The sequence below is a fragment of the Streptomyces sp. NPDC050535 genome (assembly GCF_044457665.1).
GTDB lineage: Bacteria > Actinomycetota > Actinomycetes > Streptomycetales > Streptomycetaceae > Streptomyces.
In genome coordinates this window covers 1,131,176-1,156,887 of the sequence record NZ_JBITHE010000001.1, presented here as the reverse complement: position 1 = coordinate 1,156,887, position 25,712 = coordinate 1,131,176, and the positions used below count along the sequence as shown (strand labels likewise).

General features: G+C 68.2%; 14 protein-coding genes. 3 read left to right on the top strand and 11 right to left on the bottom strand.

All coding sequences use genetic code 11. The features are described from left to right. Window positions 1–130: 130 nt before the first annotated feature. The 4 genes from ACIBLC_RS04970 to ACIBLC_RS04955 all read right to left on the bottom strand — a co-directional run bounded on the left by ACIBLC_RS04970 (window position 131) and on the right by ACIBLC_RS04955 (window position 5,308). A complete protein-coding gene (locus ACIBLC_RS04970; protein WP_399209226.1) occupies window positions 131–952 on the bottom strand; it encodes a carbohydrate ABC transporter permease in 822 nt (273 codons plus the stop codon). Further along, complete coding sequence (locus ACIBLC_RS04965) at window positions 949–1,932, bottom strand: carbohydrate ABC transporter permease (protein WP_399209225.1); 984 nt, start codon at window positions 1,930–1,932, stop codon at window positions 949–951. Before ACIBLC_RS04965 ends, ACIBLC_RS04970 begins: the two co-directional genes overlap by 4 nt. A 91-nt stretch (window positions 1,933–2,023) precedes the next feature. After that, window positions 2,024–3,271 carry an extracellular solute-binding protein gene (locus ACIBLC_RS04960; RefSeq protein WP_399209224.1) on the bottom strand — a complete coding sequence of 416 codons (1,248 nt, stop codon included), beginning with the start codon at window positions 3,269–3,271 and terminating at the stop codon, window positions 2,024–2,026. A gap of 60 nt (window positions 3,272–3,331) precedes the next feature. Then, entirely contained in the window at window positions 3,332–5,308 is a 1,977-nt protein-coding gene (locus tag ACIBLC_RS04955) for a glycoside hydrolase family 127 protein (RefSeq protein WP_399209223.1), read from the bottom strand. Window positions 5,309–5,564: 256 nt separating this feature from the next. Here ACIBLC_RS04955 and ACIBLC_RS04950 point away from each other — a divergent pair, with 256 nt between their 5' ends. Continuing rightward, the gene (locus ACIBLC_RS04950; RefSeq protein WP_399209222.1) at window positions 5,565–6,584 is read left to right on the top strand and encodes a LacI family DNA-binding transcriptional regulator; all 1,020 of its coding nucleotides are present in this window, start codon (window positions 5,565–5,567) and stop codon (window positions 6,582–6,584) included. Window positions 6,585–7,310: 726 nt separating this feature from the next. Here the strand turns inward: ACIBLC_RS04950 and ACIBLC_RS04945 are convergent. Continuing rightward, window positions 7,311–7,925, bottom strand: coding sequence for a class II aldolase/adducin family protein (locus ACIBLC_RS04945; RefSeq protein ID WP_399209221.1), 615 nt, complete (start codon window positions 7,923–7,925; stop codon window positions 7,311–7,313). Window positions 7,926–8,937: 1,012 nt separating this feature from the next. Between ACIBLC_RS04945 and ACIBLC_RS04940 the strand changes: the two genes are divergently transcribed. Beyond that, window positions 8,938–13,515: a sacsin N-terminal ATP-binding-like domain-containing protein gene (locus ACIBLC_RS04940; protein WP_399209220.1), complete on the top strand. Its 4,578-nt coding sequence runs from the start codon at window positions 8,938–8,940 to the stop codon at window positions 13,513–13,515. Window positions 13,516–13,862: 347 nt separating this feature from the next. Here the strand turns inward: ACIBLC_RS04940 and ACIBLC_RS04935 are convergent, their stop codons facing one another. Then, the gene (locus tag ACIBLC_RS04935) at window positions 13,863–16,724 is read right to left on the bottom strand and encodes a helix-turn-helix domain-containing protein (RefSeq protein WP_399209219.1); all 2,862 of its coding nucleotides are present in this window, start codon (window positions 16,722–16,724) and stop codon (window positions 13,863–13,865) included. 121 nt (window positions 16,725–16,845) lie between these two features. Between ACIBLC_RS04935 and ACIBLC_RS04930 the strand changes: the two genes are divergently transcribed. Continuing rightward, the gene (locus ACIBLC_RS04930) at window positions 16,846–17,040 is read left to right on the top strand and encodes a hypothetical protein (RefSeq protein WP_399209218.1); all 195 of its coding nucleotides are present in this window, start codon (window positions 16,846–16,848) and stop codon (window positions 17,038–17,040) included. A gap of 592 nt (window positions 17,041–17,632) precedes the next feature. Here the strand turns inward: ACIBLC_RS04930 and ACIBLC_RS04925 are convergent. The 5 genes from ACIBLC_RS04925 to ACIBLC_RS04905 all read right to left on the bottom strand — a co-directional run bounded on the left by ACIBLC_RS04925 (window position 17,633) and on the right by ACIBLC_RS04905 (window position 25,693). After that, the gene (locus ACIBLC_RS04925) at window positions 17,633–19,873 is read right to left on the bottom strand and encodes a hypothetical protein (RefSeq protein WP_399209217.1); all 2,241 of its coding nucleotides are present in this window, start codon (window positions 19,871–19,873) and stop codon (window positions 17,633–17,635) included. A gap of 1,023 nt (window positions 19,874–20,896) precedes the next feature. Continuing rightward, window positions 20,897–21,226, bottom strand: a complete 330-nt coding sequence (locus ACIBLC_RS04920; RefSeq protein ID WP_399209216.1) for a hypothetical protein — start codon at window positions 21,224–21,226, stop codon at window positions 20,897–20,899. A 104-nt stretch (window positions 21,227–21,330) separates the two neighbouring features. Then, on the bottom strand, window positions 21,331–21,792 hold the full coding sequence (locus ACIBLC_RS04915) for a hypothetical protein (protein ID WP_399209215.1): 462 nt from the start codon (window positions 21,790–21,792) through the stop codon (window positions 21,331–21,333). Then, window positions 21,789–23,990, bottom strand: a complete 2,202-nt coding sequence (locus tag ACIBLC_RS04910; protein WP_399209214.1) for a site-specific integrase — start codon at window positions 23,988–23,990, stop codon at window positions 21,789–21,791. Before ACIBLC_RS04910 ends, ACIBLC_RS04915 begins: the two co-directional genes overlap by 4 nt. Then, complete coding sequence (locus ACIBLC_RS04905; protein ID WP_399209213.1) at window positions 23,987–25,693, bottom strand: hypothetical protein; 1,707 nt, start codon at window positions 25,691–25,693, stop codon at window positions 23,987–23,989. The genes ACIBLC_RS04910 and ACIBLC_RS04905 overlap by 4 nt, the downstream gene beginning before the upstream one ends. Window positions 25,694–25,712 lie beyond the last annotated feature (19 nt).

Below are 25,712 nucleotides of genomic sequence, written 5' to 3'. Positions count from 1 at the left end.
GGGACCGGCCGACGGGCTCCGGGAACTTGGCCCCGCACAGCGGGTGACGGCTCTGTCTGGTCGGCCGGAGCGGCAGGGGCGGAACACGGCCCCTGCCGGGCGGCGGGCCACGGACGGTGGGCACGGCGGATCAGTCCTTGACCGCGCCGGCGGTCACGCCCGCGGCCACGTAGCGCTGGGCGAGGACCAGCAGGGCGGCAGCCGGGATCGACGCGACGACGGCGGTGGCCATGATCGAGTTCCACTCCTGGTTGTTGTTGCCGATGTACTTGTAGATTCCGAGGGTGATCGGCCGCCAAGTGCCGCCGCCGTCAAGGGTGTTGGCGAAGACGAAGTCGGACCAGGCCCACAGAAAGCTGAAGAGCGACACGGTGACCAGGGCGTTGCGGCTCACCGGCAGGACGATCGACCAGAAGGTGCGGAAGGTACCGGCCCCGTCGATGCGGGCGGCGGCGATGAGTTCGCCGGGGATGCCCGACATGAACGCGGTGAAGATCATGACGCCGAAGGGCACGGCGATGGTGGAGTCCGCGATGATCAGCCCCCACCAGGAGTTGAGGAGGCCGAGGTCGAGGAATATGCCGTAGAAGCCCATCGCCATGACGATGCCGGGGATCATCTGGGCGACCAGCAGGGCGAGTCCGAGGGTTCCGCCGCCCAGCGGGCGCAGTTTGGCCAGGGCGAATCCGGCCGGGGCGGCGAGGACGAGGGTGAGGGCGACCGTGCCCAGGCCGATGAGCAGGCTGGTGCCGAGGTAGGGCATCTGGTCGTTCAGGACGGCCCGGTAACCCTCGAAGGTGGGGTGGAGAGGCAGCAGGTCGGGTGGGGTCTTGCGCATGTCCTGCTGCGGGGTGAGGGACACGTTGATCATCCAGTACACCGGGAACAGCATCAGGGCGGTCAGCAGGACGCCGATGACGGTGTAACGGCACTTTCCCGTACGGGACTTCACGCTTCCTGCCTCCTCTGGACGCGGATGTAGAGCAGGCCGAAGACGAGCGCCATGAGGATGAGGATGTTGCCGACGGCCGCGCCGGGGCCGAACTTGGGCAGCAGCGTGCCGAAGCCGAGCTGGTACGACCAGGTCGCGAGGGTGGACGACGCGTCGCCCGGACCGCCTTTGGTCATGATCCAGATCAGGTCGAACACCTTGAGCGTGTAGACGAGTCCGAGGAGCAGGGTGATCGCCGACACCGGGCGCAGCAGGGGGAAGGTGATCCGCCGGAACTGCTGCCAGGCGCCGGCCCCGTCCAGGGACGCCGCCTCGTACAGCTCCCCCGGGATGTTCTGCAGGCCGCTGTAGAGGATGACCAGGTTGAAGGGGATGCCGATCCAGATGTTCGCGATGACGACCGAAGTCAGCGCCCAGTCCGGCGAGTTGAGCCAGTCCACCGGGGACACGCCCACCAGGTGCAGGGCGTAGTTGATGACACCGGACTCGCTGTTGAACATCCACGACCAGGTCGACGCCGACACGATCAGCGGCAGCAGCCACGGGATCAGGAACAGCGCGCGCAGGGTGGGCGCGAGCCGGAAGTGCCGGTTGAAGAAGACCGCGAGGGCGAGCCCGGCCGCGTACTGGAACGCGATCGACGCGAAGGTGAAGACCAGGGTGTGGCGCATCGCCGGGCCGAACGTGGGGTCGTCCAGGACGGTCCTGAAGTTGTCGAGGCCGGAGAAGGGCGCGTCTCCCTGCACGAACGACCGGACGGTGTAGTCGCGCAGGCTCAGGTCGAGGTTGCGGTAGAGCGGATAGAGGTAGAAGGCGGCGAGGTAGACGAGCAGCGGGGCGATGAAGGCCAGTGCGGTGAGCCGGCTGCCGCGGTGCTGCCGGCGCCGCAGGTCCGACGCGTTTGTCCGTTGTCCGGTGCCGGTCGCCCCGGACCTGTCCGGGGACCGCTGCGAGCGGCGGTCGACGCGGGCGATGGTCATGCGTACTCCTGGATGCGGGTGGCGTGTCCGGGCCGGCGGCGGTGTCCCGGCGGTGGCGGTGCGGTTTCCGGAGAAGCGGCGAGGCCGGGTGTCAGCCCTTGCTCGCGGCCGTCTGAGCGGTGTCGAGGGCTGCCTGCGGGGTCTTGCCGCCCGACAGGGCGTTCTGCACGGCGGTCCACATCGGCTGGGAGAGGGTCGGGTACTTGGTGCCCAGACCGCCGCTGGTGCGGCCACGCGCCGCGGCCACCGCACCGATCCAAGGCTTCAACTCGGGGTTCTGCTTCACCTGTTGGGCCTGGACCTCCGCGGTGGGCGCCACGTACGTCAGAGCCGTGTCCGTGGACAGCAGGTTCGTGGAGCTGGTCAGACAAGTGACGATCTTCTTGCTGACGTCGTAGCGGGAGGAGTCCTTCTGGACCGGGACGGTGACGAACTCGCCGCCGGTCGGTACCGGCGCGGAGCCGCCGTTCTGCCCGGGGATGTTGATGACGCCGTAGTCGAAGCCGGCCTTGTCCGCGTTGCCGAGCTGCCAGGTGCCGTTCTCGCTGAATGCGTAGTCGCCGGTGGCGAACTCCTGCCAACTGGTCGTCTGCGTGTTCTGCAGCACGTCCTTGGGCGCGTATCCCGCGTCGACCCACTGCTTCCACAGGGAGAGGGCGGCGACTCCCTCCGCCGAGTTGAGCTTGGTGAGGTCGCCGCCCGCGCCCCAGAACCAGGGGAGGAACTGGAAGCTGCCCTCCTCCGTGTTGATCGCGGAGAAGGTGATGCCCTTCTTCCCTGCCGACTTGACCTTCTTCAGGGCGGCCGTGAGGGAGTTCCAGTCCTTGATGGAGGCGGCGTCGACGCCCGCGGCGGAGAGGATCTTCTTGTTGTAGTAGAGGGCGAGGGTGTTGGCGCCGATCGGCACCCCGTAGGAGGCGTTGTCGATGACGCCCGCGCCGAGGATGTTCTTCTGGATCGACTTCGTGTCGAGGCCGAGGTCATTCGTCTTGTTGAGGATCCCCGCCTCGACGAGCGTGGAGACGACCGGGTTGTCCACCAGCATTACGTCGGGCGCATTGCCCTGCTGGGCGGCCAGCAGGGCCTTGTTGCCCAGGTCGGAGGTGTCCATGCCGGTGCGCTTGATCTTGACGCCGGCGTCGGTGCCGCACTTGGTGACGAGCTTGCCCCACGGCGAGGAGGCGTCGAACTGCGGGTACGGGTCCCAGAAGCTGTACGTCCCGCCGGCCTTCCCGGAACCGGACGCGGAGGAGTCGGAACCGCCCCCGCAGGCGGCGACAGAGGTGAGCGCGCCGACGGCGGCTATGGCGGTGAGGAGGGTGCGGCGGGTGTTTCTCACGGTGACCTCGTTGTCTTGGTGCGGCTCGTAGGAGGGAGACAGGGGGTGGGCGTGGAGGGCTCAGGAGGTGGGCAGCCAGACGCGCATGCTGCCGTCCTGGCGGTTGGCCCACGCGTAGTAGGGGATGGCGGTGAGTTCGACCGGATCGTTGTCCGTGTCCGGTGCCTCGCTGTGCGCGGAGCTGTACGGCCACCAGCCCGCGTCGGCGACATGCCGGCGATGGCCGGCCGCCGCCACCGTCGTGACGCCTCCGAGCAGGTCCGGACGGTGCTCGACGGCGAGTGGACGGGTGGGGTCGAGGACGATGTCGTCCAGGCCGCCGCCGGGGTGGTCGACCTGTTCCAGGCAGTACACGAGCGGCCCGCGTTCGATCGCCACGCAGCCGCGCACGGCGTCCACGCGTGGGTCGGCCGCGGTCAGGCGCGGCTCGATGGCGAGTTCGAGGACGACCCGGTCGCCGGGGGCCCAAGTGCGCTCCAGCCGCAGCCAGCCGTCGGCCACGGGGGCATCTGTCTGGTCGTACGCCATGTCCCCGCAGCGCACCCGGTACTCGCCGCACCATTGCGGGACACGCAGCGAGAGGGTCCAGGGCCGGTCGGCCGGGGTGTCCTCGACGGTCACGCCGATGGCACCCTGCCAGGGGTATTCGGTCTCGACGCGCACCGCGACCGAGGCCCCGTCGAGGTCGCCCGCGTAACGGCCGGTGGCGTACTGGTGGATCTGGAGACCACCGGTGTCGCTGGTGGCGAGGTAGTGCTCCAGGGAGGCCAGCAGCCGCATCACGTTCGGCGGGCAGCAGGCGCAGCGGAACCAGCGGGTGCGGCGGGCCGACTGGTCGCCGCCGGGGTCGGTGTGGCCGTCGCGGACCTGGAGCGGGTTGACGTACAGCCAGCGCTCGCCGTCCAGGGAGACGCCCGCGAGGAAGCCGTTGTACAGGGTGCGTTCGATAAGGTCGGAGTAGCGGGCCTCGCCGGTGAGCAGGGCCATGCGCCAGCTCCACTGGACGGAGGCGATGGCGGCGCAGGTCTCGCAGTAGGCCCGCTCGTTGGGCAGTTCGTACGGGTCGCCGAAGTCCTCCTCCTCGTGGTGCGCGCCGAGCCCGCCGGTGAGATGGGTCTTCGTGGTGGTCATCGCATGCCACAACCGCTCGGCGGCGGACCGCAGTTCGGCCTCCCCGGTCTCGGTGGCCAGGTCTGCGGCCGCGGCCAGCAGATACAACTGCCGTACGGCGTGGCCTTCCACGTTGTCCGCCTCGCGCAGCGGCACCCGGTCCTGGCAGTACGCCTCGCCGCCCAGCAGGCCGTGGCCGAAACGATCGACGAAGTAGCCGGCCAGATCTAGGTAGCGGTGTTCTCCGGTCTCCCGGTACAGCTCGACCAGGGCGGTCTCGACCTCGGGGTGGCCGTCGATGCCGTCGATCTCCTTGCCGCTGTCGGGCGGGCCGAAGACCGAGTCGACATGGTCGGCGAACTTGCGGGCCACGTCGAGGAGTTCTGTCCGGCCGGTGGCCCGGTGATGGGCGACGGCAGCCTGGATCAGATGGCCCGCGCAGTACAACTCGTGGCCCCAGCGCAGGTCCTTGTACCGCTCGCCCCCCTTCACCAGCTGGAACCAGGTGTTGAGGTAGCCGTCGGGCTGCTGCGCTGCTGCCACCAGGGAGACGATCCGGTCGACGTCCGACTCCAGCTCGGCGGACGGGCCTTGGGCCAGCTGCCAGGAGGCGGCTTCCAGCCACTTGTAGACATCCGTGTCCACGAACGGGTACGCGCCCCGGAACTCACCCTCGACCGTGCCCGCCGCCAGCCGCAGATTGTGCAGATTCCCTGCCGTCTCAAGCAGTTCGGGGCCCTGCGGGAGGGACGTACGCGCGTTCACCTCGCGACGGGTGCTCCAGAAGCCCGCGCGCACCTCGACTGCGACAGGGGCGAGTGCGGCCTTGGCGCCCGGTCCCGGACGGACCGGCCCCGTAAAGGTGCCTGCCTGTTCGGACGGGGCCGAGGCCGACGAGAAAGGCGAGGCGGAACGTGGGCGGGGCATGGCTCTCCGAAGAGGTAGGTGGGAAACGAGTCGGGGCCCGGACGCGTGGGTGGCGTCCCGGAGATTCGGACGGGCGCTGCTCCGTGCTCTCGAACCCGCTTTGGGCAAACGTTTTCCTGCCGGGAAAGGTAGGAAGCGGGGCGAGTGCGCGTCAAGAGGTGCGCGCAAGTATTTGCAATGCCGGTTCGGAACTGGCCAGCAGTCGGGAACGGTGCCAGGATGCCCCTGCAGGCATCGTCTAGGAAAAGGATTGCGCGTGACTGCCGCTCCAGGTCTTCCGTCCACCGGGCGGGCGAAGCTCGCCGACGTAGCCAGACTGGCCGGTGTCAGTGTCGGAACGGCCTCGAAGGCGCTGAACGGAGGTGGGAGGATGCGGCCGGAGACCCGGCAGCGGGTTCTGGACGCCGTCGAGGAGCTCGGCTTCCGGCCCAATCAGCACGCGCAGAGCCTGCACACCGGCCGCAGTTGGACCGTCGGGCTGATGACGACCGACGGCATCGGCCGCTTCAGCACGCCCGTCCTCCTCGGCGCCGAGGACGCGCTCGGCGCCGGCAAGATCTCCGTACTGCTGTGCGACACCCGCGGCGACGCCATCCGGGAGCAGCACCACCTGAGCAATCTCATGGACCGCCGGGTGGACGGCATCATCGTGACTGGCCGAAGGACCGACCCGCGACCGCCCCTGAAAGGCGTCGAGCCCATTCCGACGGTCTACGCACTGTCGCCGTCCACCGACCCGGACGACATATCCGTCGTGTCCGACGACCGGAGCGGAGCCCAGCTGGCCATCGAGCACCTGCTGGCCACCGGCCGCACCCGGATCGCGCACATCACCGGCCCGGCCCACCACGCGGCCGCCCGCGACCGCGCCCACCACACCCTCGAACTGCTCGAACGCTCCTCCCTGGGCCTCGCCACCGGCCGGGTCCACTTCGGGGAGTGGAGCGAGGCATGGGGCCGCCGCGCCGCCGAAGCGGTGCTGCGCACCGCACCGGACACGGACGCCTTCTTCTGCGGCAACGACCAGATCGCCAGAGGCGTCGCCGACGCCCTGCGCGAGAAGGGCCTGAACGTCCCGGGCCAGGCGGCGATCGTGGGGTATGACAACTGGGACGTCATGGCCCTGGCGTCCCGTCCCCCCCTCACCACGATCGACACGGACCTCCCCGAGATCGGCCGACGGGCCGCCCTCCTACTGCTGGACGCCATCGGCTCCATGTCGGCGCCCGGCCTGCACACCGTTCCCTGCCGCCTCGTCGTCCGTGAATCCACCTGAGCCGTAGTGTGGGCCGGAGAAGGCCGGGCAGGCCGGGATCGGTCACCCGCACGATTCCTAGCCCTGTCTGGCCCAGAGACTGTCCGGCGGATCACCCCGGTGTCCCAGGGTCTGGCGCGCGCTCCCCCACTGCCTTGAGGGCACGAGGGACCCCCAGCGGTGTTGTCGTCGGTCGCCGACTCCCCGACCGCGTCGCCGCCCTCCTCCGCCCTGCAGCTGCGCGCACCGGACCCCGCTCACCCGGACTGATCAGTGCCGTTGGTCGAGACCGACCTGATCCGCCGCGGACAGGCCCCAGGAGCTGCTGCGGCGTGGGTCGGCACGGGACAGCCCGGCCACTTGAGAGCCGAAGTGTCCGGAGCTTCACTCCCGGGCGCCACTCTGTGACGAGGGTCGGGCCACGCCTTGCCCGAGGGACGGCGTCCGGCCGAACACACCACGTCGGCTGCCGCCGACCAGGACGGCATACGCTGCTCAGCGTCCGCCTGCCGAGTTGCTCGCAGCCGCGCGCTGGGAAACCGACGAGGGCACCCCGGCCGCGCTGTCCCTGGTACATGACCGCCGACGACGCCGCACCGCAGCCGCGTACTCGAACGCTCCCCAAGGCACTGCCGAGGACCCCGCGGGCAAGCCCTGTCGCACCTGGCTCGCCAGAGCACGGAAGGGCTGCCCCGCCAGCCGTGGTGTGTTCCCGGGGCAGCCCCGGGAAGCTATGGAGGCCGCCGGTCACACCGCAGCGGTCGCGCCCGGTCCCGGGTTGCCGTAGTAGGCGTCGGGGCCGTGTTTGCGGGTGTAGTGGCGGGCCAGGAGGTGTGAGGGCGGTGGGGCTGTCGGGGAGAGGGCCAGGGTGTTGATGGCGATGGCTTCGCAGATGATGGCGTGTTCCAGGGACTTGCGGGCGGTGGTGCCCCAGGTGAAGGGGCCGTGGTTGGCGACGAGGGCGGCCGGGACCTCGGTCGCCCGCCGGTCGTCGCCTTGCAGCATGTCGACGATCACCCGGCCGGTGTTGTACTCGTAGTCCTTCGCGCACTGGTCGGGGGTGCAGGGGATGGGTCCGTTGAAGGTGTCGGCGTGGGTGGTGCCCAGGACGGGGATGCCGCGGTGGGCCTGGGCGAAGGCGACGGCGTGGGTGGAGTGGGTGTGGATGACGCCGCCGATGGAGGGGAAGGCGAGGTAGAGGCAGCGGTGGGTATCGGTGGAGGGGCGCAGGTCGCCGTCGACCACCTTGCCGTCGGACAGGCGGACGGTCACCAGATCGTCGAGGGCGAGATCCTCGTAGGGCACCCCTGAGGGCTTGATGACGAAGACCCCGGCACGAGCGCGAAACAGCCGAAAGGTCATTCGCGCAGGCCGGCGAGCATCGGCCGCTCATCACGGCAGGCCAACACGCTCGCCGGTCCCTTCCGGGATATCCGACCAACAGGAACCAGCGGCTCCACACAGAGCGTCGCCTGCTCTCGGCGCTCCATCGATACGTACCACCTTGACAGGGCCCGACCTGCCCGAGAGGCCACCTGACGCCCCATCAGAACGAGCGTCATTTCAACGTCCGGATATCGCCCGCAACGCCCGCACCACACATAAAGCGCGCACCCAAAGCCGCAGGTCAGGAGCCCTTCGCGGCAGGTTCAAGAATCGCGACGCACTCCATGTGATGCGTCATCGGAAACACGTAGACGGCTCCACGAACCGCCCGCTCTGCGCCTTACCGTCCGCTCCGTGGCGCACCTTGACCGGGTCAAAGTGCGCCACAGTCCCCGTCAAGCGCCCTGGTCCCCAAGTGGTCCCCAAAAATGATCAAGGGGCCACTTCAGATCTGCTCTGAAACGGCCCCTGACCTGCGACTTCGTAAAGTCGGGACGACAGGATTTGAACCTGCGACCCCTTGACCCCCAGGAGTAAGGGTCAGGGGTATTTTCTGGATATAGCAGACTTAATCCGGTGCATATCGTGCACGTGGCGGCCCGTCGTGCACCATCATGCATGCCGTGTGGTCCCCAACTGGTCCCCATCAAGCGACTGCTGTTCTGCCATCAGGCAGGCGCCTTCGTGAGGCGGCATCTGGCGAGCAGCTGCCCTGAGACGAACAGGTGGGGGTGAGCAGCTGATCCTCGACTACGCGATATCAGACGGGTCTGACAATCGAACGGGATGGCCGCTAAGTTTCCGCCGCGTTCCGCGGACGACAGCGTGAGGTGCTCGGACTGTCTGTGTGGATACAAAGCCCTGTAAACGGACACGCAGCTCTCGATCGGCCGCCAGGGATTGACCTGATGACGACGGGTGGTGACCCACAGGTGCCCAGAGACCCGCGACGCTTGCGCCCTGTCACACAGTGCGAAGGGAGATCGGCGTGGGCAAGGTGTCACTCAGTTCTGCGGTGCGGAGTCTGCTGGACGATCCGCGTGCGGATCCGGAGTTGGAGGTCTCGGGCGTTGAGCAGGCTGCGGACGCGGTCCGTCTGCTCGACGAGGGGCTGCGCAGCGGGTTGGGCGTCTACCGCAGCATGGCGGCGGGTGCGCAGCAGGGCGCAGAGTCGCTGTCGTCCGACCCTCTCCAGGTACTCTCCGAGTTCGTACAGAACGCCAACGACGCACAGGCCGGGCAACTGCGCTTTCTGTGGAGCCCGGACGCTCTCCTCATCGCCCACGACGGTGTCCCCGTCCACCTCGGTGACATCTTGTTGCTGGGAATGCCCTGGCTCAGTGGCAAGACCACCGACGCTCGGAGCACGGGCCGCTTTGGCATCGGGCTTTCGACGCTCAGAGCCATCGCCACGACCTGGGAGGTCCACTGCCACCCCTTCCACGTCCGGTACGCTGGCCTCACCCTGGAACCCGTCGCCCGGCCCGAGCTGCCGGAGGAGATTTCCGGACCCGGGTGGACGGTCTTCCGCATCGCCTTGGAGCCGGGACAACTACCGGCCGACCAGCTCTTCACGTGGTTCGAGAGCTGGAGCGACGCCTCTCTGCTCTTCCTGCGCCATCTCGAACGCGTCGAAGTGATGGACGGTAATCGCAGAATCGTACTGGCGCTGTCCTGGAAAGAAGCCGGACACACGCACGTGGATGTCGGCGGCAGGGACACCGGTGTGACGGTGCGGCATGCCACGACGATCGAGGGAACGGTCTGGCGCGTGTACGAAGCGCAGGTCACGCCCCACCCCGACTGGAAGCGCCACCACAAGGCCCTCGGGTCCGAGGTCCCAGTAACAGTGGCACTTCCGTTGCGGGACCTTCGCCACGGCTGCGTACACGCTGGACTGCCCGTCGCACCTCTCGACATGGCCGCCCGCGTCCACAGCCAGTTCGACCCCGTCGCCAGCCGCGAGGGGTTCGCCGGCAGCCAGCTGAACCAGCAGCTTGTCCCGCTGATCGCCGACCTGTGGGAGGCCGCTGTCCGCGACGTGCTCGGACACGTGGACCCGGCAGCGTGGCACCTCATCCCCCTCCCGTCGTCTGGCCGGGCCACGCCGCAGGGGCAGCTGCAGGACCTGATCAGGTCGGCCCTGCAGGCCCGCGCCCGGCAATCGCTCGCCGAGGATCTCGTCCTGCCAGCCTCCGACGTCGGCCCCTTGGTGCCCCTGAACGAGTTCGCCGTCGAAGAGGCCACTCTGACGGGTGTTGTCGACGACGCGGAGCTCACCCGCCTGACCGGCGCATCCCACGCATTTCCGCCAGCTGCTCGCGACCGGGCCGGCCGCTGGCGTCGCGTTCTCGCGGACTGGCGCGCGGCCGGGGCGGAACTGCGTCCCGAAGTACCGGTCACGGACGCGCTTGTTCTCTTCGGCGACGCGGACCGCGAGGTCGTACGGACCGTCCGACTTGCCGCGGTCACCATCGAAAGCGGCCACGACCTCGCGCTGATGCACAAGCCGTGCCTGGTCACGAAGGACGGACATGTACTGGCGCCATTCGACCGGCGGCATGCCTACGCGGAAGGGCCTGTCGATGCGAACGGCCCGCTGGATCTCCTGGGAGTCGTGCACGATCTGCACCCCGCCTACTGGGCCGAGGACCCTGACGCAAAGGGGGTGATCGAATGGCTGCGGAATCGCGGACGGCTGATTCGGCGGAACGACACGGCGGGCGTCCTCCGGATCGTGGCCCGGCTCGGCAAATCGGGCGGACGCCTGCCCGACGCCGACGACACACAGGAGATCGACCGCCTCACTGCCCTCCAGCGGGCCCTCGGAGACCTGCCCAAGACGGCACGCAACACCCTCGGTACCGGCATCGGGCGGGCCGTCCGGCTGAACGGCTTCTCATTCGACGACCAGGGCGAAGAGAAGCCCCACAAGGTCGAGCCCAGCGCCGCCTATCTGTCGGCAGCGCTCGAGAGCGCCGACGGCGACCGGTTCGCGGTCGCCGCCCGCAAGACACCCGGACTCGTCTGGGTGCACCGCTCCTACGCGCGATCGCTGCTCTCGGCCACGCAGGGAAACGGCCTGAGCAGAACGGCTTTCCTCCGGCTCCTCGGCGTGGCGGACACGCCTCGCCTGACGCCCGTCCCACGCGCCCGGTTCCACCACACGTACTTCAAGGAGTACGCCGCGGACCCGCGGATCGGTCTGTCGCGTCAGTGCATGTGGTCCCTTACGGACCGCCGGGACGCGATGAGCGAGAAGGGCGCGCAATACACGCTGGACGACCTCGTCAGCGACGACCTGCAAGCCGTCGTCGCCGACATCGTGGCCGAGCAGAACGTGGACGAGCGTCGGCGGCGCACCGCCGCGCTGCTGCGCACGCTGGCGGGTCCGCTGACCGGCTCCGACGCACGGGTGCCGATGGCTCGGGCGGACCGCAAGTGGTTCGTCCGGGGTGAAACGTCCGCACTCTGGGTCTGGCAGCTGCGGGACTCCGCCTGGCTGGAGGACACCACCGGAGCTCTGCGGGCCCCGACCGCACTCCAGCTGCGCACGCCGGACGCCGAGGCGCTCTACGGTCACTCCGACCCCGATTACCTGCACGGACACATCCAGCGGGCGCTGGCAACCCGTACTGAAGTCCTCACATCCCTCGGCGTCTGCGGCGACCCTGATGTTCCCCGCCTCACGGCCCGGCTCCATGAACTACGCAAGCGCACACAAGACGGCGACGAGCTCGGCGACGGTCTCCGGGTGGAGGCACTGCTCGTGTACCGGGCCCTTGCACGACGTCTCACGGACCGCTCGGCCGAGGTCCCACGGTCCGAGGTCGAAAAGCAAATCCGACGCGCCTTCACGGCTGAGGCATTGGTCCTCACCGACCAAGGCTGGAAGACCGCGAACTCATGCTTCAGAGGTGCCGCCGTCCTGCGCGGATTCCGACCCTTCACGTTCAGCGAGCCCGCCCTCGACCCGCTGTGGAGGTTCCTCGGCGTCGGCGAACCGGAAGCCGAGGACCTGGCCGACGTACTGAAGGAGATCTCCCGGCGGGGCGACGCTCCTGACGGCCGGGACCAGCAGGTGATGCTCAACGCCCTGCGCTGCCTGCGGGACCGGCTCGGCGCGGCCGACGGGCAGGTCCCGCTCGGGTTGCGCAACAAGCTGCGCCCGCTGCCGCTCTGGACCACCTCCGGGTGGACGCGGACCAGGCCGGTGTACGCCGTGGATCATGTCGGCGTCGAACGCTCTCTGGCGGAACGGTTGCCGCTCTGGAGGCCGGGAGGCGACACCCGGCAATTCACGCCACTATTCGGCCTACTCAGGGTCACGCCGCTCGACGTCGTCGGCGCACAGGTCATCGATGCCCATCACGCAGTACCGGACCGCGCCCTCACCGAGGACTTCCACCGCGCGGTCGTCGGGCTCCAAGACCTTCTCGTACGCGACGAGCCCGAGGTAGCGGAGTCCTTCGCCGACTGGGACTGGCTGGCCGCCCTGGAGGTACGGCTCCATCCCGGCCTGCGGATCAGTCTGGAACTAGACGGAGCGCGCGAACCGATCGAAGTCGCCGTCGACGCGCACACCTCGCGTGAGCAGGGCGGCGTCGTCTTCCTCCGGTCCGCCGAGTCACTGCAGACCAAGAGGGGTGCAGGGACGGCGATCGCCTCGCTGTTCCCCGAGCAACGGCAGCGGGTCGGCCACCGTTGGCGGGACGTCTGGGAGGAGCATCTGGCGAACCTGACCGTGGAGACCGCGCTCACGTCAACTCGCCAGCAAGACCGGGAGGAACGACGCCGACTGGACGACCAGCTACGACGGAGGGAACAGGAGAGTCCGGCCCCGCACCCCGCACCGGTGATCCCAACCGCCCGGCCCGCGAGCGGTGTGCCGGCCCGGCGCCCCGCCTCCGCCACGCCGTCCACCGCCCTGGCGAGCACACTGCCGCCCTCGCCGCAGCCTGCGCCGCCACCCGCTGCGCGGCTTCTCGTCGACGAGGCCGCCTTCAACGACCGAACCTTCACGGTCACCACGACCGGCGCGCCGTCCGCGAGCGGGCCGTCCTTCTCGTCCCCCACACGTACCGGGGGAAGCGTTCCGCGGTCGTCGTCCCTCCCCCTTCCCCGGCCCGGTGGCGCCCCTCCACGAGAGCAGTCCGCTCCCCTGGGCTACCGCGACGCCGACAAGGAGCGCCGCGTCCTCCACGCACTGCGGCACATCCTGCGGGAAGAAGGCATCGAACTGGAGGACCAGCGGGGAGTCCCGGGCTTCGGGGCCGACGCCCACGACTCGACCGGGCGCTACTTCGAGATCAAGGCGCACGGTGGCGCTGTCCCATCCGAACTCTCCCTCACGCGAGCAGAGTTCACCCGAGCAATGACCGAAAGCGACAACTACGTCCTGGTGATCGCCTCTCACCTTGAGAAGGACACCGGCACCCCGACTCTGCGCCTCGTCCCGGACCCCGTGAACAGCTTCGAAATCGAGCTCCCGACGGAGGTCAGACTTATGGGCGTCCGCAATATGGGCGTGGCCTCCACTGTGTACGAATGGCCTTCGGTGGAGTGAGCAAGCTCTGGCCATCGCTCACTGGGGAGGCCCAGCAACCAACATCACCGTCGGAATGCAACAGCAACCCATTGGCCTCATAATTGGACAAGATCAGATGAGCCCCGCGCCCGTCGTGCCGAGGGTCACTGCTTCCGGCGTCGGCCGTGCCCGCCCTGCCCAAGCCACCACGGCGCGTCCGTCGTGGTGGTAGAGGTCAATCTCTGGGACGGCCAAGGATCGCATCAGCTGACCCAACCCCAGCAAGATGCGACCCGGGAGTGAGTAGCGTGAGCCGGACGCGGCGCTCCGCTACCGAGAATTCGGCTGCGCGGTCCTGGTACAGGACAAACGCCTGCCAGGTGGAGTCAAGTCCTCTTGTCCCATGGGGACGTTGGCTGGCCATCAGGATCCAGCCCCGATGGCCATCGGGAGTCGAGGAGGAAGAAGCGGGCGTTCCCCGCATCGGCGGCTTCACGGAGGAGGGACTCGACTCCCTTCCCGTCTCCCCTCTCTTCATGCTGCAGTACCAGCGCCCGTAGAGCGTCGACGTTGCCTGTGTCCGCTGCCTCTCGGTACAGGGCTTCAGCGGCTCCTCGGTCCCCAGCTCGCTCCCGTGACACGGCAAGATCCACCAAGGCGTCGTCGCTTCCGAGGCGGGCGGCTTCGCGGTACAACGACTCGGCACCGGTGCTGTCACTGTTTGCGTCCCTCCACCGCGCCAGCTCGTGCAACGGGTGACGCCTGTTGACGTCCGTGTTGACCGTCTCGCGCGCGAGGGCTGCGGCTCCGGCATGGTCGCCCGTCTCGTCCCGCCACCGGATCAGCTCTTGAATGGCGTATCGGTGCCCCGTATCGGCAGCCTCCTGAAAGAGGCGCTCGGCGGCGGTCATGTCCCCGGCCTTCGCTCGCAGCACTGCGAGATCGCGTAGAAGCTGGGGACGGCACGCGTCGACTGCCTGCCGCGCGATGGCCTCTGCACCACCGGACTCCCCCGCCTTCTCTCGAAGGAGGACCAGTGCGCGTGCAGCCTTAACGTCGCCGGTAGCTGCGGCCTCTCGGAGGAGTGACTCACAGCTGTCGATGTCTCCTGTTTTCCACCGACGGATCGCCAAGTGGCGCAGGGCATTGGAGTCGCCGACGTTGGACGCCTGCCGTGCGAGGGCTTCCGCCTCCTTCCCCTCTTCGGCGTCCTCACGCAGCAGGGCGAGATGGTGCAGGCTGTGAGTGTCGCCCGCGTCGGCGCAGTACCGGAAGAGCTCCTCGGCGGTTACGTCTCCGGCCTCCTGACGTTCCAGCGCGAGTGCCAGCAGGGTTTCCGTGGATCCGGAGTCGGCGAGTGCCCGTGCCAGTGCCTCCGCGTCCGAGTAGTTCGCACTCTTCTCACGCCGCTCCGCAAGGCTCCGCAAGCCCTCCGTGTGACCCGCCTTCGCCGCTCTACGGGCAAGAGCCTCCGCCGTACGTTGATCCCCGGCATCGTCCTTCAACAAGGCAAGGTCACTCAAAGCCTCCAGGAACCCGGCCTCGACCGCCTGCGAGAAGAGCTTCTCCGCAGCAGCCGTTTCCCCGGCCTCTGCTCGCCAGACGCCCATCACCCACAACCCCGAGGGGCTGCCGACGGAAGCTGCGTCCCTGGCCGCAGCTTCCGCACCGTCGGGGTCCCCGGCCACCGCCCGCGACCAGAGCCTGTCGGTGTCCACGTCAAAGTCGTGGCCCTCATCGACGATTGCCTCAGCCCCTTGGGGAGCACCAGCCCGCTCGGCACGACGCCGAAGGTGATGGGCCCACTGCAGGCGGTGGCGGGCCTTCGCCGCCGTAGCAAGCCCGTTCAGGTCGTCGCACTGTGTGAGCCGTTCGAAGGCAGCACTCCAGAACGATGCTGGCGGGCAGAGGTGGCGTCGAGTTCGACGGCCATGCTGCTCCAGATAGTCGGCGAGCCGGAACATGGTTCCAGTTCCGCCCAATTCAGCGAGCACAGGACCGCTGTCAGGGGGAGTCCGCTTGGGGCGGGTGTACGCAGAGCGCAGGGGAGCTTGCTTGCCGTGGACAGGCTCAGCAAGTTCGGCCAGAGCGTCTCGAGCCCAGTCCGGCCGCTGGAGAAAACCGTCGTAGTCCTCATCGCCGAGGTAGTCGGCCGCCGCGTCGGTCAGAAAGTCCTGGGGCAGGTGCAAACCCACGCCAAGGCGCCGGGCGTCCATGGCCGCCTCCAGTACAGCTCTGGCAGGAGGGCTCGCGGTCAGGTAGCGATGAAGGAGGAGGGGGGCTCCCGCAAGATCCTGTGCCACCCGACCGCTGCCGCGGGCCCGTCCAAGGGCGTCGGCAAGCAGTCGATCACCTGTCTGTGCTCGCTTGGTTGCCTCCTGCAGTGCCTTCGCGTCGAAGGTCTCGGGCACGTGCACGATCCGACCCGTGAGGAGTTCCCGCACCCTGCTGTACGGGTCCGGGGCCTTGGGGGTCGGAGGAGCGATGTACCGGCGTGCGTATTCGGGCCACAAGGTGCCCAGTACGAGCACGGGCCCGCGTCCAGGGGCGGTGAGCATGGCGTGCAGAGCGGCGGCGATCCGTTCTCCGTAGCTGTGGTCGCCAAGGTAGTGCTGGGCTTCGTTCAGCCACACGACCGTGCGTGGTCCTACCTGGGCGAGCGCGTCGTGCGCCGCCTCGGCACGCGTCGGGTTGAAGGGGTGCCACAGTCCCCACCCCTCCGACGCCAACGGCTGCACGGCTTCCCAACATGCCCGGGTCTTGCCTGTCGAGGACGACCCGACCAGCACCACCATGCGCCGTTCGCCCGCCGCAACCGCTGCCACGGAGTCGGCAAGCACCCGGTCATGGTCGCGTCGGACGTATCCGGAGAGCATGGAGACGGATGGGTGTCCCAGGCCCACGTCCGACCCGGCAGGATGAACCTCAAGGTGATGCGGGTCCCACTCCGCGATCGGCTTCCCCAAACCTTCGGCCTCCTCCGCCGAGGCCGATGTCTCCCCGACGGCGGTGCGCCGCAGGTCCAGCAACTCGGTCTCGGGAAGGCCCAGCGCGTGCGCGAGCGCGGCGATCGTACCCGGAGAAGGGACGGGTGCCTTGGGATTGAACGCCTCCTGGACCGTCGTGCGGCCAAGACTCGCCCGGGCGGCGAGCTGAGTTTTGGTCAGGCCGAGAAGGGCAAAGCCGTTGCCGAGTCGCCTGCGCAACTCGGCGAGCGCCGCGTCCCGAGCCCGCGTTCCACCGTTCACCTACCAAGACCCTCTCGCCCGGCTGCTCGTCGGTGTTCATCTTCCACCGTCCGAACCATGGCGCACACGAGTTCCCTGACTCTCGGATACGTCACGACCATCCCACCAGCATGGAGTCGCAGTGTCCGCTCTCAGTACCCTTCTGATCACCACCGCGCTGGTCGTTCTCTTCGCCTTGCTCGTTGCCAGCGTCGCCGGCAAGCTCGCGCGACTCGACGGCGCCTCTTACCCGACTGCTCTGGCCCGGGCCGCCGTCGCCTTCGCCGCCGTGTTGACGCTGGCGGCAGCCGTCACGTCTGCCCTGGCAGCGGTGTGACGGCACCAGCCGGGGCGCGGGTCCCTGGACGCGGGTCGGCCGCTCGGTAATGTCCACGGCCGCCCCCACCGCTCTCTGCTGGCCCCGAGGCGCTATGTCGGCATCAGCCCTGTGGACGCCCTGGAGCCGTCAGCGGTCCCACGGAGCGGGCCCGCCAGCCTGATGAAGGACCTGTACGCAATCTTCGACTGAGAACCGACAGCGAGAGCCCCGGCTGAGCGGGACGCCTGAGGCGGGTGCAGCGAGAATGCTCGTCGCACGCCGTTTAGCCCACACGGTCGTCACGGCTGCACCACGCCGCCACCTAATCCGTGTCCAAGGTCCGGGTCAAGCCCCGTCACGGCGCTCACTGTGGCAGGAAGACCCCAAGGTGTTGTCCGGTCAGGAGGTCGGCTCGCTGGGGCACATTCTCTCGTTTCTGTGATCTTCTCCATGACCGACGCTACTGTGAGGCAGATCCGTGCATCGGACACTGGTCCCCAGAGGTGGTCCCAAAGCCAACGTCGCCGAGCCCTCTCCCTTGTTGAAGGAGGAGTCGCCTGGGTCATCGCCGACGGGACGTCCGGGAGGCACGTCCAAGGCCGCCAGTGGGTCAAGAGGTCGGTTCGCCAGGGCTGGTCACGGCATGAGATCTCGCGGCCCTGCGCCTGAGCTCGCGGATGGTGTCCTGCCATTGCCAGGAATCACTGCCGCACCACTCTGCTTCATCATCCGGCTGCCAGGCCGCCAGTTCGTCCAGGCGAGCGGTCATCGTGGAGGTCTCGGTGTCGGGAATTCCGCTCCCGTGGTCGAGTCGCCTTTTGATGTCGTGCAGTCGGTGAGCCGCACGGTAGTAGGACAGTTGGGTGTCGCTGAGCCTGCGCAGGGCGTAGCCACCGCACTTGCTGCACCAGTCGAAGTCGGTGCGCGCCATGAGGTCGGCGACCGTGAGGAGGTCGTCGCCGGCCACGACCGCGCGTTCGTGGGCGTGCCGGCACAGCGGCGAGTGGCCCTTGCCCTCGATCAGAGGGCTGGCGTTGGTGGTGTAGAGCTGGACTGCGGCCAAGGGCCCCAGAGAGAGACCGCTGCCGCTTCGCCAACGGTCACTGCTCGGCTGCCGGAAAGGCGCGAGGCTGAGGCGGTCCTCGGTGAGCAGGCCGTGCCATACGGCCACCGGCAGCCCGCCAGTCCGTCCGCCGTCCAGGCTTCGCAGGTCGTGCGCGCCGCGCGCCAGGGCCAGCAGGCGAAGATTCAGGTTCCGGTCTTCGGTGGCATACGTCTGGCGAAGGGTCCGGCGTGTGCCCTCGGCAAGACCCAGCCCTTCGCCGAAATTCGGATCGTGGACGCCCTGGCCGCGACCGGACAGCTGGGCCTCACACGCCTCCGGCTCGGGACTCTGTTCCAGCTCCTGCAGGCCAAGCACGCTTCCGGGCAGGTCACGGGCCCCTGCGATGAGGACGCCCAGCCACCCCTTGGCCAGCCGCTTCTCGATGGTGTCCAGAGGCAGTACTTCCGCTCCCCCGCTCGCCGAGAAGACGAGGTAAAGCTCGTCGGCACCGGGTCCAAGTATGTGCAGCGCACGGAGGTGATCGAGGGTGACCGGGCGCCGGTCGAAGACCGGGGTGTCATCGAAGACACCCGGCCGAACGATGCCCGGCTGCCTTCCCCGACCGCGGTCACGTTCGGACAGATCCGGCGCCGCGGCGGCTGGACTGCACGGAAGGCTGCTCACCGGGCTCAGTAGCCGTTCGGCGACGAGATCAGGCACTTCCAGGGTGAGGACGCCGCTACCCCAGTCGGCCTCGACGGTCCACGTGAGCAGCACACCGAGGGTCCACGTATCCAGCCCGTCCAGGAAGTCCCGGGCATCATGACGGGGGACGGCCTCGGATGCTTCCGGCAGGTGCGCCGTCAGCCGGCATCTGGGAGCCCGGTCCGCCGACGTCGCTGTCTCCCGGGCCTGTTCCTCCCAGGACTCAATCAGGCGCGCCGCCTCGGCCAGGGCCTCGTCGTAGCCCTTCCGATTACTGCGGATGCCTCGCACGATCTCGTACGAGAGGTATGCACGCGTCACCGCCCCTTCCCAGGGCCGCCCGGCCGCGCTCTGCCACCGGTGCCACAGGTCCACCAGTGCCCTGGACACCCGGCTATTGCCGCCGAGCACCGCGAAAGCCGGATCCGCGTGCGGAAGCTCGGGCATAGCGAGAGCCGTTACGGCAGCAGCCACGACAAGCTCCTCCGGGTCTACAAACCGCGCCGCCTGCGCCCGAAGCGTCTCCAGATACCGCATCTTGACCATCAGTGACGGCTTCGCCCACTCCTCCAGCCAGGGAAAGTGAGCAAGGGTGGCCTGTGCCCGATGCAGGCTCCGTCCCGCGCCGCGCCAGTGGGCAAAGATCAGACCGCGCAGCTCCTCTGCATCCTCACGTGTCTCCCGCCGCGATATGCCACCTTCAACCTCCTCCTCGTCATCATCGGGGTCGACATCCTGTGCAGTGCGAAGGAGTTCGGCGGCTTCCCGTGCCTCGCGGTCGGTCCAGCGTTCGTCCTCGTCCGGCTCCACGTAGGACTGCAACTGGTACAACAGCCCCGTTCCGCCGAGAGCCCCGAGGAACATCCCCAGTCCGGTACCCGGCCGGCCCCAAGCACCCCATGCCGCGCATCGCGAGCACAACCGCCGCAACATCGCCGTCTCCAGCGGCACGTCGGCGGTCCTCACTTCGGACGTGCGCAACTGTCCGCACTGCCTCGACACGTGCAGATTGGCCCCCTTGCTCTTGGCCGAATACACGGTGACCAACGAACCCTCGAACGGCCCGAGCGGAACGTCAGCCAACGACAGCTCGATACCCACAAGTCCCCCCGACTCTGCTCCTCGACAACTCGAACCCCGCAACACCGCTACCCCTTCCAGGCACCAGAACGGCGCCTCGTCCAACCTTTGAAGGACGCCGATTCACCACTTGCATGCTCTCCATCAACACCGACACCGCGAGGCCACTGCATGCACCACGCACTGGTCCCCAGATCTGGTCCCCGACCGACGAGGCGTTTTCCCCTCCCTCCCTCCCTACCTCCCTCCCTCCCGCACGCACGCACGCACGCACGCAGCCATCGCCTGGCGCAGACAAGGAGATCGCAATGTCCGCAACGAACGCAGACAATGATCAGGAGAAGCGCCGGTTTGGCCAACCGGCGATCCCGTGTTATATCCGCCAGGCATAGCCGCCGACGGGGCTGCCTAAGTGACGAGTGCGACAGGCGGCTTCCGAGCACTTGGCGGCACGTTCGAGCCGACCGAGAGCGCCCAGTCTCCGCCCCTATGCAGGGGACGTTTCTGATCACAGCAGCAAGTCACGCACAGGAGACCTGCCGGGCCGGTCCCCAAAGAGGGCAGAAAAGGGCGGCGAAAACTGAACGTTGAAGCGGAACGTTTAGCGCAGCGCTCCCACCTGCGAAAACGTCCGTCAAGCTGATCGTATCCAGCACCGATCCAGCACCGTCGGAACTCATCCAGCACATCCAGCACGTCACGCTGCGGAAGCGTACTCATCCGAGTCTGTAACCGCCGGGCGCATGGCGTTCTGCATGACGTCTCGACAACGATCCCACGCCTCGGGGACCAGGTGGCCGTAGATGTCCACGGTGGTCTTGATCGACTTGTGGCCGAGCCAGCGCGAGACCTCGTGGATCGGTACGCCGTTTGCCAACGCGGTCGAGGCGAAGATGTGACTTGTGTCCGCAGAGGCCGTGTGCGGATGACCCCTTGTAGCGATTGGGCAGGACGGAGAGCGATGCCGCTTTCGCGATGCAGACGGTCGGGTGTGTTGCATTCCAGCGTTGATGCTGTGACGCAGTTCACCCTCCCGTCTGTCAGTCAGTCAGCAGGGATGAACCCCTCTGACTGGTCGAGCCGAAAGGGGATTCCGGGCTTCTCGGGTGTCCAGCCCTTGGCCCGGGCCGTGCGGATCGTCGCGGCCACTTCTGCGGGCAGGACGGCTCGGGCCGGGATTCCGAACCAGTTGCTTGGATGCGGCTGGTTCGTTGTGACCACCAAGGTGGTGCCTGACGTCTCGTCCTGTTCGACCGCGTAAGCCAGTGGGCACCAGGCCAGGCCGCGGCCGTAGGTCGCCCGTCCGCGGACCCTCCATCGGTAGCTGATGCCGTCGACGGCGATGCGGCGCGAACCTTTCCTGACGAGTGCCATGCTCTCCTCATTTCCTTTTCTCCTAGCTGAACAGTATTCAAGGGCCGTCATCGCGTCGTGTGTATTCCGGCTGGTGAGGCCCTGTCTCACTGCCTCAGCCCGCCTCAACTGCAGCTCCCGATGACGGTGGACCGAGGTGCGGGGAGGCGGCTCACCCGGCTCGTTCCGGCGACGGATTCTCGAAGATGAACGATCTCGTCGTGCTGGGCGGCCAGCCGGGCCAGGGCCTGTCCGCGGAAGTCGGTGAGTTCTTCGACCGTCTGCTCCGACTGGGCCAGCCGTTCCCGGAGCTTGGTGGTCTCTGCCTTGAGGCGGGTGATCTGGGCTTCGCGGGGGTCGGGGATCTCGCCGGTGTCTTGCAGTGCCTGGACACGTCGTTCGAACTCGACGCGGAGGTGAACATAAGGGCGAGTGCCGTAGAACGCGGTTCGGTCGACGGCGGCCTCGTTGGCGAGAGTCTTGATGTCGCACTTTCCGCCGGGCGGGATCTCGCCTCGGAGGAGTCGGTCCATGGCGGCTCGGATACGGTTCTCGTTCTCGGTGCGCTGGGTTGCGGAGATTCTCATGCGGATTCCTCGTCCGTGGTGCTGGCGGCGTCGATCTCGGCGACGACCCGGAGGGCTCGGTCGTAGTCGGCTTGGAGGCGGGTGCGTTCGGTCTTGCGTGTGGTGCCGAGTTGGCCGATGAAGATCTCGGTGCGTTCGGCGTGGTCGGCCCAGACGGGGCGGTGGCCGGGGTGGTGGGTGGCCTGCGGGCAGCGGGCGGAGTCACACATCCCGATCAGCGGGCGGTCCGCAGTGGGGGTGCCCGCGAGTTTGAGGCAGAGCGCCCGGGAAGGGTCGGTGAACCAGCAGTAGTTCGCCGGTCCGAGGTGCAGGACGTTGGCGCGTTTGGTCAGGAGGTTGAGGACGTCGCGGTCGTTGCGCTGGGTTTTCGGGGCCGTGGCCGAGGCGGCGTCGAGTTGGGCGTCGATGCCGGCGAAGAACTCGGTGAGGCTGCGGGCGCCGGGACCGGCGGGCAGAACACCTTCCTGGTAGTTTCGGAACTCCTCCAGTACCAGCTGGAGATTGCGCTCGCTCTCGTGCTTGTTGACCTCGGCCAACAGCTCGGCCTGGGCTCCGCCAGGGCGCGAGGCATACCCCTCCGTTGTGGCCACGGCGATATGTTTCATGTGGATCTTGGTGGCTAGGACGCCGCCGGGCCGGTAGGCCATTTCCAGGGACAAAGTGCGCCGCAGCATCCGCAAGTTGACTGGTCCCTCGGGGATTGTCGCCAGGCCAAGTCGTCGGCCGGCTTCGGAGTTGGCCCAGTTCTTGAACCACTTGAAGCGGACGTTGAAGGAGAACCTGCCGATCAGCAGGGCCTCTTCTGTCGGGGCGTCGTGCAGTTGCTCGAGGAGTTCGATCGCGCGATAGACCGGCTCGATGACGACCCACTCGTCGGCGGTGCCGCCCAGCGGCTGTCCTTTGACGATCTTGCTTACGATCCGGTAGCGGGTCAGGCCCGGGACGGACTCTTCGGGCGGTCGGCGGCAGCCGATGCGCAATTCCATCAGCTCACTCGCGCGCATGCCCGAGATGGCGGCAGCGGTGATGATCGCGGCGGTGCGGACGATGCCGACCAGGGCGACGGCCTGGGGCCGGGACAGTGGCAAAGTCCAGGGCAGTGACGATGCTCCGTCGGCTGCGGGGACCGGGCCGGCAGCGCGGCCGAACGGTCTCTCGACGCCGACCTGTGCGAGGGCGTCTTCCAGCGCCGACCGCATGGTGGGCAGCCACGGGTGGCAGAACTGGCTCAGCCCGGCCCGGCGGGCGAGGGTGCCCATGGCCACCGGGAGAAGAGGATCGTCCTCGGCCCAGCCCTGTTCGAGGCGTTTCGAGATGTAATGATCATCCAGCATGGGCAGGGCTGTGCACGTTCGCGTGTACTCGGCGAGGATTTCGCTGAGCTCCCGGACCGGGACGCGGTTCTTGGGGCCGACGCGCCGGATTCCTTGGGCTCGCCGTGCCGAGTGCAGGTCGGATTCGCGGATCTTGTGTGCCAGATCGACGGCGTGCTGGCCCAGTGTGGACATCAGGTAGAGGGCGGCCGCGAGCATCGGCTGCATGATCTCGTCCGCGACCGGCTGGGTCTTGTTCTCGGTCCGGCCGCTGGGCATCTCGGCGACGGCCGAGGCGGTGGCGCCGCCCCAGGGCCGCAGCTCTGCGGGGACGCGGTCGGCGGTGAACAGGTCGCGGTAGTTCACCAGGTCGACGACGACCTGGGCGGCCGAGCGCCTGGTTCCGTGGCTCTGTTCACCGACGACGGCCCCGTGCTCGTCGAGTACGTAGCGGCGGTGAGCCAGGTATGCCTCGCAGTCCCGGGTGGTGATCTGCTGCAGGCTGATGGTCGCCCGCTCGCCCAGCCAGTTGAAGAAGCGGACGAGTTCGTCGAGACGGGCGCGACAACTGGTGACGTGGAGCGGGTTGCGGAAGGCCCGGGGCAACGGGGCGACCGACTGATGGCGGGGTGCGAGCATCGCCAGGACCAGTTCCTTGGCCACCAGCCGCCAACGCGATTCCGTGATCAGGGTGAAGTCAAAGCGCCTCACCGAGGGGCTCAGCTGGGTCGGCAAGCCGATGACGTGGGTGAAGTCCCAGATGTCGTCCTCGAAAGCGGGGCGAGCGGCGTTGCCCGGAAGGGCCAGCCCGGCTTCATCGCAGATATCGACGCCCGCAAAGACTGCAGAGCGTCCGTCGAAGGCGGGAGCCGGAGCGGTGCTCATGCGGTCATCTCCTCGGGTCGCAGGGGAAGTTCGTCGTCCCGGTCGGCGACATGGGTGGCGGCCGCGGTGACCACGGCCGGATCGAAGCGGTTCAGGACTTGTTGGATGCGGGCGGCATAGGGGCCGAAGACCACCATGAAGTGGGCGGCGGGCATCTGCTGCCACTGCCGGGAGAAGAACGCCTTCAGCCGCAGCAGGCTGACCGCATGCCGTGGAGCGAACACCGCCAGGGGACACAACAGGCAGACCCAGGGGCGGGCCGGACAGGGCTTGCCCTTCGGGCCGTGCAGTCCGGACAGCTGATCGCCGCAGGCAGCGGTGAACACATCCCGCTGTCCGCCGACGAGTTCGGCGATTACCTCGTCGTCCAGGGCAAGGTCCGCCACCAGCTGCGGATAGCCCTCGGCCAAGGCGGCGGCCTCTTCCTCGGTGATCACCGTCGGCGGATGCGACCTTCGCAGCAGGTCATGCTGGGCGTCCTCGATCACGGCCTCGACGGCGCGCTGCTGGGCGGCTGTCGCGGCCGTCAGATAGTGGTCGCCCTCAACGGCGGGAGTGTGGTTGGGGTCGATGGTGGCCCGGCCGCTGCCGGTCCATGCGCTCTTGTCCCGCATCGCCTCGTGCGTGGTGCGGATCCGGGACCGGTGGATCTTCAACAGCTGTCCGTCGTCACCGGCCAGCTGGTGCCGCACGACCCACCGCTGGATGGCGACGCGGTCGAACTTCCTCACCCGGCGGTCACCGCCGGCCCGGCTCAGCCCCAACCACAGTTTGCGGCCCTCGTCCGACGGAACGAAGCCCCGCAGCAGCGTGGAGTGGGCCAGCCACTGCTCCAGCAGGCGCACGGCCCTGCGCGGCAGATTCAGGCTCTCGGCGGCGGTGCGGCCCTTGACGTAGGAGAGCAGGATCGTGGAGTCCCCGGCCCAGTCGACGCCCTGCGATACCAGGTCCTCGATGCCGTCGGGGACGATGCCGGAGTAGATGCCGGACAGCAGCCGGTAGGCGATGAGCACTTCCAGGTGCGGGAACAGGGCCTGCGTCGCGTCGTGGAAACCGCCGCGGCGGTGGACCAACGCGGCCGAGATCCCGACGTTGCGGCCGAACTCGGAGATGCTCACCGGCCCGATGGTGGCCAGCAGCCAGCGAACATTCTGGGGAGTCCATCCGCCCTCGGCGGGATGCTGTCCGTGAGCAACAGCGGTCAGGGCCTGCCGGTGAGCCGCGTACGACTCCTCGACCAGCCGTCGGCAAAGATCGCCCAGGCGTTGCCACTCGGTCTCCGAGTAGGGAGGCAGGGCGTGGTGGTTCGGCTGAACGTTGAAATTCCGTCCGGCCGCGAGCTCCAGCACGCCGTCCGCCAGCGAACCGCCGGCCTGACCGAACGCCTCGACCATCGCGCGGGTGCACGCCTCCCGGCCGCCCGAGCATCCCATCAAATACTCGGCCAACCTGCCCCGCCTGAGCTGGTCAAGGCCACCGGTGAAGCCCTGCGCAGCCAGGGTCCGCACCATGCCCCGAATCGCCTGGGCATAGTGGTTGACCGTGCCCGCGGAATCCGCAGTGCCGTGCGGGTGGATCACATCCACCAGGCCGGTGGCCAACTGCCTGGCCAGCAACGGGTTCGGCAAGCCGTCCAGCGAGAACGCCGCACGGCTTCCATCGCTGAACACGCAGATGATTCCCAGGGGTTGCTCGATCAGCATGGTCGGCATCAGAGAGCCC